The organism is Prevotella sp. SGI.167, assembly GCF_050313615.1.
GTDB lineage: Bacteria > Bacteroidota > Bacteroidia > Bacteroidales > Bacteroidaceae > Prevotella.
The window spans coordinates 1-13969 of sequence record NZ_JBNPLT010000023.1 but is presented as its reverse complement, the minus strand read 5'-3'; the positions used below and the strand labels follow the sequence as shown (position 1 = coordinate 13969).

Below are 13969 nucleotides of genomic sequence, written 5' to 3'. Positions count from 1 at the left end.
TATAAGATATGAACTATATACATTATATAATAGTAACGGTAGCTTTTCTGTTGGTAGGTGGGACAAACGCTGACGCACAAACCGACCGCAACTTGATACGCCAGGGAAACAGGGCTTTCAAGTCCCAGAAGTGGGCAGCTGCTGAGACCCAATATCGCAAGGCTATCTCCAAGAATCAGAAGAATCCACAGGCGATATATAACCTTGGCTGTGCCTTGCTGGCGCAGCAGAAAGATTCACTGGCAATGGTTCAGTTTGGTAATGCTGCACAATTGGAGAGCAATATCTTCCGCCGCTCCAAGAGCTATCACAATATGGGAGTAGTGATGCAAAACCACCGGGAATATGCACAGGCCATCGAGTATTACAAGATGGCTTTAAGATGCAACCCTCAAGACAATGAGACTCGTTATAATCTTGCCCTCTGCAAAAAGTTGCTCAAGAACAACCAGCAGAATCAAAATAACAAGAACAATAAGGACAAGAATAAAAACGATAAAAACAAGGACAAGAAGAACGACAAGAACAAAAATAAGGACGGGCAAAATAAGAACGACCAAAACAAAGATAAGCAAAACAAGAATCAGGACAAGAATAATTCTGACAAGAACAAGCAGAATCAGGAAAAAATGAGTCGCGACAATGCCGAACAGCTCTTGAACGCTGCTATCCAGCAAGAGAAAGCTACGAAGCGCAAGATGCAGAAGGCAATGAGCCAGCCACGCCGAAAGGTATATGACAAAAACTGGTAGCTCTGTCTCTTTAGATATTCATTTGTAAGATAAAGAATATAATTTGTAATTAGATAATAAATATGAAACATATAGGTAGGTTTACTATCATCTTGATGATACTGATGAGCGCCAGCATAAATGCTGTTGCCCAACACCTGAAAGTATCGGCTCCATCCCATGTAGCGGCAGGTGAAAACTTCCGTGTTGCGTATACCATCAATGCATGCGACGTGGAGGAATTCCGCATGGGAAACGTGCCGAACGGGCTGGAGGTCATTGCTGGTCCATACACATCGCAACAGTCCAGTTATCAGATGATAAACGGACATACATCATCATCTTCTTCCGTAACGATTACTTATACGCTTTATGCAGCCAAGAATGGTGTTTTCACCATCGGTTCTTCCCAGGTCCTTGTAGGGGGAAAGAAACTGGCATCCCGCGCTGTTAAGATTAATGTTACCGGACAGGCTGCCCGTAATCCTAATGGTTCTACCAAGATGCATGGAAGAAATGATAATGATGAACCTCATATGCGACAGGCTGGTTCCAGCATTTCTGGCAGCGACCTCTTCATCAAGGTTTCTGCCAACAAGAAACATGTCACAGAACAAGAACCTATCTTGCTGACTTATAAGGTTTATACTCTGGTTGAACTTACCCAATTGGAGGGTAAGATGCCTGATTTGAAAGGTTTTCATACTCAGGAAGTTCCGCTTCCTCAACAGAAGCAGTTCCATACAGAGATGGTCAACGGCCGACCATACAAATGCGTGACCTGGAGTCAATACGTCATGTATCCACAGATGACAGGAAAGCTGGAAATACCTTCCATCAATTTCAAGGGAATCGTTGTCCAGCAAAACCGTAATATTGATCCTATGGAAGCTTTCTTTAATGGAGGTTCCGGTTATATTGAGGTTCACAAGGATATCAAGGCTCCGGGTATTACCATTTCGGTTGACCCATTACCGCAACGACCTGCTGATTTCTCAGGTGGAGTAGGTAAGTTTAATATTTCTGCCACTATAGACAAGAAAGAAGTAAAAGCCGGCGACCCCATCAATATACGTGTGGTTGTAGGAGGTATCGGAAATCTGAAGCTGCTGAAACAGCCTATTATCGAATTCCCGAAAGACTTCGATCAGTATGATGCAAAAATAACAGACAAAACCCGACTTACTGCCAATGGTCTGGAGGGCAATATGATTTACGACTTCCTTGCGGTACCTCGCAATCAAGGTCAGTATACCATACCAGCCATCGAATTTACCTATTATGATACATCATCATCCAGGTATAAGACCATCAAGACTCAACCATTCACCATCAAGGTTGATAAGGGTGACGGCTCAAGTAACAGCAATGAAGGTGCTGATTTCAACAAAGACAAGGACATTCATACCCTGAAGCTCGGCAAAGACTGTCACCAGAACATCAACGACATGTTTTATGGCAGCGCAAGCTATTGGATCTGTCTGTTGATTCCTCTGCTTGCTTTCATCGCATTGATTATCATCTTCCATCGCAGAGCTATGGAAAATGCCGACATCGTCAAGATGCGCTCCAACAAGGCAAAGAAGATGGCAACCAAGCGCTTGAAGAAAGCTCATCTCTTGATGGTAAAGCACAAACAGGGAGAGTTTTATGATGAAGTATTACGTGCTTTATGGGGATATATCAGTTACAAACTGAATATACCTGTAGAAAAGCTGAATCGTGAGAACATCCGCGAGAAAATGATTTCTCACAACGTAGACGAAGATACCATCAAGAAGTTTACTACTGCTATTGATGAGTGTGAATTCGAGCGTTATGCACCAGGCGATTCAGTGGGTAATATGAATCATACATTCAATGCTGCAATAACAGGAATCATGGAAATAGAGAATGCAATCAATATGGCACGTAAGAAGCGCAAGACCAATCGCAACGGATATTCCCTCATCATGCTTCTGGCAATGATGCTTGGCTTCACTCTTGAGGCTGGTGCCATCACCAAACAGAATGCAGATACAGAGTATCAGAAAGGTAATTATCAGCAAGCTATTCGTGATTACGAGGAGATATTGAAGACCAGGGCATCTGCTGCCATCTATTATAATCTCGGCAATGCTTATTTCCGTACAGACAATATCACGAAGGCTGTGCTCAACTATGAGCGTGCTCACTTATACGACCCGGGAGATGAGGACATCAATTTCAATCTCCAGTTTGCAAGAAGCAAGACCATTGACAAGATTACACCGGCATCAGAAATGTTTTTCGTCACATGGTACAGGATGCTTGTCAACTACACGAGTGTAGACAATTGGGCAAAGATTGGAATCTTCAGTATCATCATGGCGTTGATACTCGTATTGGTTTATCTCTTTGGACCTCAGCTCTTCATGCGTAAGATAGGATTTTTCGGAGGCTTGTTCTTCCTGATTTCCTTCCTGATAAGTAATCTGTTTGCCTATCAGCAGAAACAGGTTCTGATAAACAGGACGGGTGCCATCATTATGGAACCATCGGTAAATATCAAGAAGACACCTGCCAAACAAAGTGCTGACTTGTTTGTCCTGCATGAAGGAACCCGGGTGGATATTACCGACAAGACAATAAATGGATGGCGAGGCATTCGTGTTGCTGATGGCAGAGAAGGTTGGATAGAAACCAAACATATAGAAGAAATATAATGGACTTCAGTAAAATACAAGACATGGACATGCAGGTGTTGAGCATCTTCAATGGTAGCGACAACATCATGCTTGACCAGATGGTACAGATATTAACATCGGGCCTGACGTGGATACCACTCTACGTCATGCTCTTTTTTGTTGTTATGCGCAACAATGAGACGATGGGGCAGATAGCCCTGGTGGTGGGAAGCGCAATCTTCTGCGTTCTATTTGCTGATGGACTGGTTGACGGCATCATCAAACAGCTGGCTGAGAGATGGAGACCTTCAAATGATCCTACATTCAAGTATATGGTGCAGGTTGTGGACGATATCCGTCTGAAGGGTTATAGCTTCTGCTCTGCACATGCTGCCAATACGATGTCGCTGGCTGTTTTCTTCTCCTTACTTATCCGTAGTAAATTGCTCACGATAACACTGGTAATATGGTCTCTCATAAACTGTTGGACGCGATTATATCTAGGTGTACATTACCCTTCAGATATTCTTTGCGGCATGATTATCGGTATCATCGTAGGCATTCTGGTCTATCTGCTTTATTACAAGATTTATCTTCGGATTTCTCCAAAGATTAATTATATCTCCAACCAGTATACAAGTACAGGATATGATCATGACGATATCGATAAGGCAATGGTCATTTTAATGCTCACATTAGTATATGTAGTGACAAGAAGTGTTGTCATGGCTGGTATCGTTTAACAAACTCTACATAAAAGAATTCGATAATAAAACATAATGGATACAAAACATATTAAGATAAGCGATTATAATTACGATTTGCCTGATGAGCGCATCGCCAAGTTTCCTATCTCACAGCGCGACCACAGTAAACTGCTGGTCTATAAGCATGGCGAGGTAAGCGACGATGTGTTCTTCCATCTTCCCGACTATCTGCCAAAGGGTGCCATGATGGTATTCAATAATACCAAGGTAATCCAGGCGCGCATGCATTTCCGCAAGGAGACGGGAGCACTCATCGAGGTGTTCCTGATGGAACCTGCTGCACCTACCGACTATGAGCTGATGTTCCAGACATCGGGTCACTGCTCATGGCTTTGTATGATTGGTAACCTGAAGAAATGGAAAGAGGGAAGCCTGAAGCGAGACTTCGAAATCAAGGGTCATCAGCTTACTCTCTCTGCTACCATGCGCCGTGGAGATGCCCTCAGTGTAGAGGCTTCAGACATGGTAGCCAAGGGTGGTGGCACCAACTATTGGGTGGATTTCGACTGGGACAACGAGCATGTTTCCTTTGCCGAGATTCTCGAGGTAGTGGGAGAGTTGCCTATCCCTCCTTATCTGAACCGCAAGACAGAAGAAAGTGACAAGACCACTTATCAGACTGTATATTCCAAGATCAAGGGTAGCGTGGCTGCCCCAACAGCCGGTCTGCATTTCACCGATGCGGTGCTCCAGGACCTGGATGCGCATGGCATCGACCGTGAAGAGGTAACTCTTCATGTAGGAGCGGGAACCTTCAAGCCGGTGAAGAGTCTTGAGATAGAAGGTCATCAGATGCATACCGAATATATCGTGGTTCATCGTCGCAGTCTGGAGAAGCTCATCAAGCACGAGTGCCAGGTTATCGCCGTGGGAACCACCAGTGTGCGCACCATCGAGAGTCTCTACTATATGGGCGTGCATCTCATCAAGCATCCTGAGGCAAGTGAAGAGGACCTGCATGTAAAACAGTGGGATCCATACGAGTTGTCGGCAGATGGCAATCTGGTGGATGACATCACTCCGGTGCAGGCTATCCAGGCAATCGTCGATTACCTCGACCGCAACGGATTGGAAGCCCTTCACTCCAGCACGCAGATCATCATCGCTCCGGGTTATACCTATAAGATTGTGAAGATGCTGGTAACCAATTTCCATCAGCCTCAGAGCACCCTTCTTCTCCTGGTGAGTGCCTTCCTGCATGGTGATTGGAAGAAGGTATATGATTATGCCCTCTCTCATGATTTCCGCTTCCTGAGCTACGGAGATTCCTCCTTGCTCATTCCGTAAGGAGAAGAAGTCAGAGCAATAACAGAACTGCTAATCATAAAGTTCAAAGTTCAAAATTCAAAGTTCAAAGTAAAATAGTATGATTTCAGTAGAAGGACTGAAAGTAGAGTTTGGCGTAAAGCCACTTTTCAATGATGTAAGCTTCGTAATCAACGACCGCGACCGCATTGCCCTGGTAGGTAAAAACGGTGCCGGCAAATCTACGATGCTGAAGATTCTCTGTGGCTTGCAGAAGCCAACCTCCGGTGTGGTGGCTATCCCTAATGAAACCTCTATCGGCTATCTTCCTCAGGTGATGAAACTGCAGGATGATACCACCGTGAAGCAGGAAACCCGCAAGGCTTTTGCCCACAATACCGAGATGAAGGCGCGCCTCGACAAGATGCAGCAGGAAATGGCCGACCGCACCGACTACGAGAGCGAGAGCTATGCCCAGCTGGTGGAGAAGTTCACCCAGGAGCACGAGCGCTACATGATGATGGGCGGCGAAAACTACGAGGCTGAGATTGAGCGAACCCTGAGCGGTCTGGGTTTCACCCGTGAAGATTTCGACCGTCCTACCCGGGAGTTCTCCGGTGGATGGCGTATGCGTATCGAGCTGGCAAAGATTCTGCTCCAGAAGCCTGATGTACTCCTCCTCGATGAGCCTACCAACCATCTTGATATCGAGAGTATCCAGTGGCTGGAGCAGTTCCTGGCTCAGAGTGCCAAGGCGGTGGTGCTGGTAAGTCACGACCGTGCCTTTATCAATAATGTAACCAACCGCACCCTGGAGATTACCTGCGGAAGGGTAGAGGATTACAAGGTGAAATACGATGAGTATGTGGTTCTTCGTGCCGAGCGCCGTGAGCAGCAGCTCCGCGCTTACGAAAACCAGCAGAAGGAAATAGCCGATATCAAGGACTTCATCGAGCGATTCCGCTATAAGCCAACCAAGGCTGTACAGGTGCAGAGCCGCATCAAGCAGTTGGAGAAAATCGTTCCTATCGAGGTGGACGAGGTGGATACCAAGCAGATGCATCTCAAGTTCCCTCCTTGTCTCCGCAGCGGCGATTATCCTGTCATCTGCGATGAGGTGAGAAAGGATTATGGCGATCATACCGTCTTCGACCATGTGACCCTTACCATCAAGCGTGGCGAGAAAGTGGCATTCGTAGGTAAGAACGGCGAGGGTAAATCTACTCTGGTGAAGTGTATCATGGGCGAGATTCCTTTTACGGGCAATCTCAAGATAGGTCATAACGTGCAGATTGGTTATTTTGCACAGAACCAGGCTCAGCTGCTAGATGAGAACCTTACCATCTTCCAGACCATCGACAATGTGGCTACCGGCGAGATGCGTCTCAAGGTGAACGATCTGCTGGGTGCCTTTATGTTTGGTGGCGAAACTTCCGAGAAATATGTCAAGGTGTTGAGTGGAGGAGAGCGCAGTCGTCTGGCGATGATCAAGCTCCTGCTCGAACCGGTGAATCTCCTGATTCTCGATGAGCCTACCAACCATCTCGACATGCAGTCGAAGGATGTGTTGAAGGAAGCCATCAAGGCATTCGACGGCACCGCTATCATCGTGAGCCACGACCGTGAGTTCCTCGACGGACTGGTAGATAAGGTATATGAGTTTGCCGGTGGAAAGGTACGTGAGCATCTGGGCGGTATCTACGATTATCTCCGTGCCCACAATGCCGAGAGCATCAGTCAGGCGCTGGCCAGTCAGGGCGTAAGTCAGAATATGTCATCTGCCGGATCTCCATCTTCTTCATCTTCATCATCATCTGCAGATTCTTCCGAGGCATCCTCCGGCAAGCTCAGCTATGCCGAGCACAAGGAGCAGCAGAAGAAGATTCGCAAGGCTGAGAAGGCGGTGAAGGAATGCGAGACGAAGATTGAAAAGCTCGAAACCCGCAAGGCTGAGATTGATGCCCTCCTGATGAAGCCTGAGAACGCTACGAATATGGAACTCGTTACCGAATATACCGAGCTGATGAAGAGCCTGGATGAGGAAAACGAGAACTGGATGATGCTTTCAGAAGAGCTGGAGGAAATCAAGAATTTATAGTTAACTGAACATTCGCATATCAGGAAGTTAAAGGAGTTAAGGAAGTTAAGGAGTTAAGACGTATGTCTTGCAGCTTAAAAACTACGCCAAAAAGACTAATGTCTTAACTCCTCAGCAACCGTAGGGAGCGATAACTCCTTTAACTTCTTTAACTCCTGAACTTTCAAAACTTGAATAATTAAATCAATAATAAATAACGAGAAAATGAAAATGAAGTTTATCCTTCCGATGATGATGCTCGCAGCCATGCCTTTGGCTGCTGATGCCCAGAACAAGTCGGGACTTGTCTTGAGCAATCTTGACAAGACAGCAAAGCCTGCTGATGATTTCTATCAGTTTGCTACCGGTGGCTGGCAGAAGAACAATCCGCTGCCTGCTGCCTACAGCCGTTATGGTAGTTTCGATCAGTTGGCTGAGAACAGCAACAAGCGTATCAACTCTATCCTTGATGAGCTCAAGAAGAAGACCTACAAGGCTGGAACCATCGAGCAGAAGCTTTCCGACTTCTACAAGTTGGCGCTCGATATCGACCGCCGCAACAAGGAGGGCATTGCTCCTGTAAAGCCTCTCCTCGACGAGATTGCAGCTGCCAAGAACAAGGCTGAGCTCCAGAAACTGCAGGTGAAGTATGCCATGCAGGGCTTGGGCGTAGGTTTCGGTACCGGTTTCGGTGCTGACGAGAAGAACGTTACCATGAACATCTACAATGTGATGCAGGGTGGCTTGACTCTCGGTTCCAAGGATTATTACCTCAACAACGATGCTGCTACCGTAGCTATCCGTGAGGCTTTCAAGACCTACGTGGCAAAGATGTTCCAGCTCTATGGCTTCTCTGCTGCCGATGCAGCCAAGAAGGCACAGAAGGTATTCCTCCACGAGACCAGTCTTGCTACTATCTCCAAGAGCCGTACCGAACTCCGTGACCCACAGGCTAACTACAACAAGATGAGCCTGAAGCAGTTCAAGGAGAATTATCCAAACATCCCTCTCGAGGCATTGGCTAACGGCGAGGGCATCAAGAGTGAATATATCCAGGAGATGATTGTGGGTCAGCCTGCATTCATGGCTGGTTACGACAAGATTACTGCTGCTGAGGATGCTGAGACCTTGAAGGCATTGATGGAGTGGAGTGTCATCGGCAGTTCTTCTGCTTATCTCACCGATGAGATCCGTGAGGCAAACTTCGATTTCTTCGGCAAGACCATGAGTGGCAGAAAGGAAGACCATCCATTGTGGAAGCGTGCTACCTCTCAGGTAGATGCTCAGATGGGTGAGGCACTCGGCAGAATCTACTGCAAGAAGTTCTTCCCTGAGTCATCCAAGAAGATGATGGAGACTTTGGTCAAGAATCTCCAGGTGAGTCTCGGTCAGCGTATCGATGCTCAGAAGTGGATGAGTGCAGAGACCAAGGCTGCTGCCCACAATAAGCTCGATAAGTTCTATGTCAAGATTGGTTATCCTAACCAGTGGACCGACTATAGCAAGCTTACCATCGACCCATCCAAGAGTTTCTATGAGAACGTGATGGCCTGCCGTCAGTTCCGCAACAATAAGGAGATTGCTGAGAAGGCTGGTAAGCCAGTCAACAGAGATGAGTGGTATATGACTCCACAGACTGTGAATGCTTACTATAATCCTACCACCAATGAGATCTGCTTCCCTGCAGGTATCCTTCAGTATCCATTCTTTGATGCCAAGGCAGACGCGGCATTCAACTATGGTGCTATTGGTGTAGTGATTGGTCATGAGATGACTCACGGATTCGACGATCAGGGTCGCCAGTATGATGCCAGCGGTAACTTGAAGGATTGGTGGACCGCTGCTGATGCAGAGGGCTTCAACAAGCGTGCCGATATGTATGCTGATTTCTTCAGCAACATCAAGGTATTGCCAGACCTGAATGCCAACGGTCGCTTTACATTGGGTGAGAACCTTGCCGACCACGGTGGTTTGATGGTATCTTTCAATGCATTCAAGAATGCGACAGCCAAGAAGCCTTTGAAGAACAAGGATGGCTTTACTGCTGATCAGCGCTTCTTCCTTGCTTACGCAGGTGTATGGGGTCAGAACATCACCGAGAAGGAGATTCGCAACCGTGTGAAGAACGATCCTCATGCGCTTGGCAAGTGGCGTGTAGATGGTGCTCTTCCTCACATTGATGCCTGGTATGAGGCATTCGGTGTAAAGCAGGGCGACAAGATGTTCATTCCTAAGAATGAGCGTCTGGAACTTTGGTAAAATGAATAAATCGTAATTAATTAAAGGATGCTATAGAAATTTAGCATCCTTTTTTTGTTTAAATCGCCTAAAATTAGTAACTTTGCACCAAATTAAAAAGAAAGGGAAAAACAGAATATGCCATTAAGACTACCAGATAAGCTTCCTGCAATAGAATTGCTGAAGCATGAAAATATATTTGTCATGGATGAAAGCCGTGCTCATAGCCAGGAAATTCGTCCATTGAAGATTTGTGTGCTCAATTTGATGCCACTTAAGATTACAACGGAAACAGACCTTGTACGTCTGCTCTCCAATACGCCACTCCAGTTGGAAGTTTATTTCATGAAACTGAAGAGTCATACTCCAAAGAATACACCTATAGAACACATGATGATGTTCTATAAGGACTTCCAGGAATTGTCTAAACAGAAGTTTGATGGCATGATTGTAACTGGTGCACCTATCGAGACCATGGAGTATGAAGATGTGCAGTATTGGAAGGAAATCACGGAAATATTCGATTGGGCACGCACCCACGTTACATCAACATTGTATATCTGTTGGGGCGCTCAGGCTGGATTATACCATTTCTATGGAGTTCCAAAATATCAGCTGGATAAAAAGATGTTTGGTATATTTCCACAGAAGCCGCTTGATTCTACTCTTCCTATTTTCCGCGGATTCGATGATTATTTCAACATGCCGCATAGTCGCCATACTGAAGTGCGCCGTGAGGATATCATCAAGGTTCCGGGACTCGATATTATTGCTGAATCACAGGAAAGTGGAGTCAGTATCGTGATGGCACGAGGTGGAAGAGAGTTTTTTGTTACCGGTCATCTGGAATATGCCCCAAATACGCTTGACAAGGAGTATAAACGGGATATGGGAAAACGTGATGATGTTGACTTGCCGAAGAATTATTATTATAATGATGACCCGATGCAGGCACCATTGGTAACATGGCGTGCCCATGCCAATCTCTTTTACAGCAATTGGATCAACTATTACGTTTACCAGGAGACACCATACAATATTGATGATATCAAGTAAGCTAAAGTTTAAGAAGATATAGATAATGAGAACACTGGAACTTTTGGCACCTGCCAGGAATCTTGAATGTGGAATTGCAGCCATTGACCATGGTGCAGATGCTGTTTATATCGGTGCACCAAGATTTGGCGCACGTGCTGCAGCCGGCAATTCTCTGGATGATATCAGACAGCTATGCCGCTATGCCCATCAATATCAGGCAAGGGTGCATGTTACTGTCAATACCATCATTTATGATTCTGAGCTCAATGATACGCTGGATATGATCCGTGACTTGCAGGAGGCTGGCGTTGATGCTCTCCTGTTGCAGGACATGGGAGTATTGTATGCATTGCAGGGTAAGGGTCCTTCAGCTGTAGACTTCACCTGGACAAGGGAATTACACTCTAGTACACAATGCGATACGCGAAGTGCTGAAAAGGTAAAATGGCTTCAGGCTCTGGGATTCAACCGTGCTGTCCTGGCAAGAGAACTGTCCGTTAAGGAAATCTCCGACATACATCAGGCTGTTCCGGATATGGACCTGGAGGTGTTTGTTCACGGTGCATTATGCGTAAGCTATTCCGGCGTATGCTATGCTTCCGAGAGGTGCTTTGGCCGCTCAGCCAACCGTGGCGAATGCGCCCAGTTCTGCCGCATGAAGTTCAACTTGCTGGATGCGGACAACAAGGAAATAGAACATCAGCGTCATCTCCTTTCCTTAAAGGATATGTGCCAAATCGACAATCTGGAGGCTTTGGCTGATGCGGGTGCCTGCTCATTCAAGATAGAAGGAAGATTGAAGGATGCAGGTTATGTCAAGAACGTTGTTTCAGCCTATAGCCAGCGCCTTGATGAAATCTGCAGGAAACATCCCCAGAAGTATGCACGCCCGTCTTTTGGACGTCCACGATATGAATTTGAAGCCAATTTAAAGAAGACATTCAATCGTGGTTTTACAAACTATTTCCTGAAAGGACGCCAGCCGGATATTGCAAGTTTCGATACTCCGAAGGCAATCGGCGAGTTTGTAGGCAAGGTCAAGGAAATCCGTGGCAACAGTTTCAATGTAGCCAGTATCGCCAGTTTTACCAATGGTGATGGCTTGTGCTTCATCAATGATGAGCACGAATTGGAAGGTTTCCGCGTGAACCGTGCACAGGGCAACCGTCTGTACCCATTGAAAATGCCGATGAACTTACGTCCGGGAATGGGCTTGTACCGTAACAATGACCAGGCTTTTGAAAAGATTCTCGCAGGAAAAACGGCAGAAAGAAAGATTCCTGTCAGGATTACGTTCAGTCTGTATGATGAGGATGGTCACTGCGGATTCTCTGCCGAAGCGCAATATGTCAGAGAACAGGGAATAGGATGGGGTTCTGATGATTCCAACTATCTGGGCAAGGGTATTGTGGCTTTTGGACACAATCCGGCTCAAAAGCCTCAGCATGATAATATCGTCAGACAGCTCAGTAAGCTTGGCGGTACCATCTATGAGTGCAGGAAAGTGGAGATAAAGAACCAGGCTGACAACTATTTCATTCCGAGCAGCGTACTGACTGAGTTGCGCAGAAATCTGATGGAAGACATCGAAAAGAATGCTGATATTTCATCAGAAGCAAAGACTGTTTCCTGCCATCTGAGTAATGCGGAAGGAGATAACAAAGTGAAAGTCTGGCAGAGGGAATATGGCAAATATGGTTATCTCTACAACATTGCCAACAAGAGTGCACATGAGTTTTACAAGCAGCATGGGCTGAATCATACGGAGAAAGCCTTCGAATTAAGCAAGACCTCCATTCAAGGCACGAAGACCGATGATTGCCTCATCATGCAGTGTCGCCATTGCATCCGCTACTCCCTTGGCTATTGCGTAAAGCGTGGTGGCAGGAAGCCAATATGGAAAGAACCGCTTTATCTGGAGTTGGGCGATGGCAGAAGGTTCAGACTGGAATTTGCGTGCAACGTTTGTCAGATGAACATATATTCTGACTAAATTCATAAACGATAGAAAATGATGAGAATGAAACACATATACATCTTACTGTTACTGGGCATCACAATGATGCTCAGTAGCTGCTATCATCGTTATAATTCTCATCAGCAGCATGCTGCACTCATTGAATATAGCAACAAGCAGCTGGATTCCATTTCCTTTTCTACGACGCACCATTATACCAATAAATTCAACTTTATGGTATTCAAGGATTCACTCGTACTTGTCAAGCAACAGCCTGAGGAACTGATGAGTGAATTGCCGGTAGATTCTTTTGCAGTAAAGAAAGACATGCTGTTGGTAGTAACGGATATCCGTATGGTTCCAAAGGATTCCATCGATTCCGTATGGGTTCAGCTTGCAACAGAAGATAATACATTCGGCTGGACACGGGAATCGAAAATGCTGCAACAGGTTGTTCCTGCCGACCCGATATCTGAGTTTATCATGACATTCAGTAATGAGCATTTACTGATTTTCATGGTCATTATAGTTGTGATAGCCATAGCTTACCTGATACGCAAGGTGAGCTGCAGCAACATCTATATAGTGCATTACAATGATATAGATTCTCCATATCCTACGGCACTGGTCATACTGGTAGCAATCTCAGCTGCATTCTATGCCACCATTCAGACCTTCGAACCGGAAACATGGCGACATTTCTATTTCCATCCCACGCTCAATCCTTTTGCCGTACCCCGCATCCTGGGAGTCTTCCTTGCTGCTGTATGGGCTGTTGTCATAGTAGGACTGGCTTGCGTAGATGAGGTGTATCATCGGTTGCCATGGGGCGAAGGAGTCTTGTATCTGGGCGGATTGGCTAGTGTCTGCGCCATGGATTACATCATCTTCAGTGTGCTTACTTTATATTATATCGGCTATGTATTATTGGTAGCCTATATCTGGTTTGCCATCACGGCATACCTTAAAAGGAAATGATATTTTTTCGTTTGCCCCTGCAAAAGCCCTCTCCTGAACATGGGGAAACAGGAGAGGGCTTTCAGAATGGAGAGGATATTAAGAACCAAAATTTACATGCAGTTCGTTACTGCTATTACATGCAGCACATTACTGCTATTACATGCAGCACATTACTGCTATTACATGCAGCTCGTTACTCCGAGCGATGCGGCTACTGCCGTTACGATTGACAACAAGATCTGAATGATTGTCTTCCAAGTTTCACGCTTCATTTTCATTTCATTAGTGATTATTTATTAGTGATTAACTGG

At 45.8% G+C, this 13969-nt stretch carries 10 protein-coding genes; 9 read left to right on the top strand and 1 reads right to left on the bottom strand.

Annotated elements, in window-relative coordinates; translation table 11 throughout:
* Nucleotides 1–8: 8 nt before the first annotated feature.
* The 9 genes from ACQRBJ_RS11540 (at nt 9) to ACQRBJ_RS11500 (ending at nt 13676) form a co-directional block, all read left to right on the top strand.
* Entirely contained in the window at nt 9–752 is a 744-nt protein-coding gene (locus tag ACQRBJ_RS11540; protein ID WP_294967610.1) for a tetratricopeptide repeat protein, read from the top strand.
* Between the two features lie 62 nt (nt 753–814).
* Nucleotides 815–3415, top strand: coding sequence for a BatD family protein (locus tag ACQRBJ_RS11535; protein ID WP_445303690.1), 2601 nt, complete (start codon nt 815–817; stop codon nt 3413–3415).
* Nucleotides 3415–4119, top strand: a complete 705-nt coding sequence (locus ACQRBJ_RS11530; protein ID WP_294967614.1) for a phosphatase PAP2 family protein — start codon at nt 3415–3417, stop codon at nt 4117–4119. The genes ACQRBJ_RS11535 and ACQRBJ_RS11530 overlap by 1 nt, the downstream gene beginning before the upstream one ends.
* 36 nt (nt 4120–4155) lie before the next feature.
* Nucleotides 4156–5430 (top strand): S-adenosylmethionine:tRNA ribosyltransferase-isomerase, encoded by a 1275-nt coding sequence (locus tag ACQRBJ_RS11525; RefSeq protein ID WP_445303689.1) that lies wholly within the window; start codon nt 4156–4158, stop codon nt 5428–5430.
* Nucleotides 5431–5509: 79 nt separating this feature from the next.
* Nucleotides 5510–7486: an ABC-F family ATP-binding cassette domain-containing protein gene (locus tag ACQRBJ_RS11520; RefSeq protein WP_445303688.1), complete on the top strand. Its 1977-nt coding sequence runs from the start codon at nt 5510–5512 to the stop codon at nt 7484–7486.
* 204 nt (nt 7487–7690) lie between these two features.
* Entirely contained in the window at nt 7691–9724 is a 2034-nt protein-coding gene (locus tag ACQRBJ_RS11515; protein WP_294967619.1) for a M13 family metallopeptidase, read from the top strand.
* Nucleotides 9725–9841: 117 nt separating this feature from the next.
* Complete coding sequence (gene metA, locus ACQRBJ_RS11510) at nt 9842–10759, top strand: homoserine O-acetyltransferase MetA (protein ID WP_293628777.1); 918 nt, start codon at nt 9842–9844, stop codon at nt 10757–10759.
* A 25-nt stretch (nt 10760–10784) separates the two neighbouring features.
* A complete protein-coding gene (locus tag ACQRBJ_RS11505; protein WP_445303687.1) occupies nt 10785–12734 on the top strand; it encodes a peptidase U32 family protein in 1950 nt (649 codons plus the stop codon).
* 27 nt (nt 12735–12761) lie between these two features.
* The gene (locus ACQRBJ_RS11500; RefSeq protein ID WP_445303686.1) at nt 12762–13676 is read left to right on the top strand and encodes a zinc ribbon domain-containing protein; all 915 of its coding nucleotides are present in this window, start codon (nt 12762–12764) and stop codon (nt 13674–13676) included.
* Nucleotides 13677–13837: 161 nt separating this feature from the next.
* On the opposite strand, the gene ACQRBJ_RS11495 is transcribed toward ACQRBJ_RS11500, so the two are convergent.
* Entirely contained in the window at nt 13838–13930 is a 93-nt protein-coding gene (locus tag ACQRBJ_RS11495; RefSeq protein ID WP_153121823.1) for a smalltalk protein, read from the bottom strand.
* Nucleotides 13931–13969 lie beyond the last annotated feature (39 nt).

Excerpts from the sequence above, each read along its gene's own strand:
- ACQRBJ_RS11540 (WP_294967610.1), top strand. The coding sequence starts at position 9 with ATGAACTATATACATTATATAATAGTAACGGTAGCTTTTCTGTTGGTA.
- ACQRBJ_RS11535 (WP_445303690.1), top strand. The coding sequence starts at position 815 with ATGAAACATATAGGTAGGTTTACTATCATCTTGATGATACTGATGAGC.
- ACQRBJ_RS11530 (WP_294967614.1), top strand. The coding sequence starts at position 3,415 with ATGGACTTCAGTAAAATACAAGACATGGACATGCAGGTGTTGAGCATC.
- ACQRBJ_RS11525 (WP_445303689.1), top strand. The coding sequence starts at position 4,156 with ATGGATACAAAACATATTAAGATAAGCGATTATAATTACGATTTGCCT.
- ACQRBJ_RS11520 (WP_445303688.1), top strand. The coding sequence starts at position 5,510 with ATGATTTCAGTAGAAGGACTGAAAGTAGAGTTTGGCGTAAAGCCACTT.
- ACQRBJ_RS11515 (WP_294967619.1), top strand. The coding sequence starts at position 7,691 with ATGAAAATGAAGTTTATCCTTCCGATGATGATGCTCGCAGCCATGCCT.
- metA (WP_293628777.1), top strand. The coding sequence starts at position 9,842 with ATGCCATTAAGACTACCAGATAAGCTTCCTGCAATAGAATTGCTGAAG.
- ACQRBJ_RS11505 (WP_445303687.1), top strand. The coding sequence starts at position 10,785 with ATGAGAACACTGGAACTTTTGGCACCTGCCAGGAATCTTGAATGTGGA.
- ACQRBJ_RS11500 (WP_445303686.1), top strand. The coding sequence starts at position 12,762 with ATGAAACACATATACATCTTACTGTTACTGGGCATCACAATGATGCTC.
- ACQRBJ_RS11495 (WP_153121823.1), bottom strand. The coding sequence starts at position 13,930 with ATGAAGCGTGAAACTTGGAAGACAATCATTCAGATCTTGTTGTCAATC.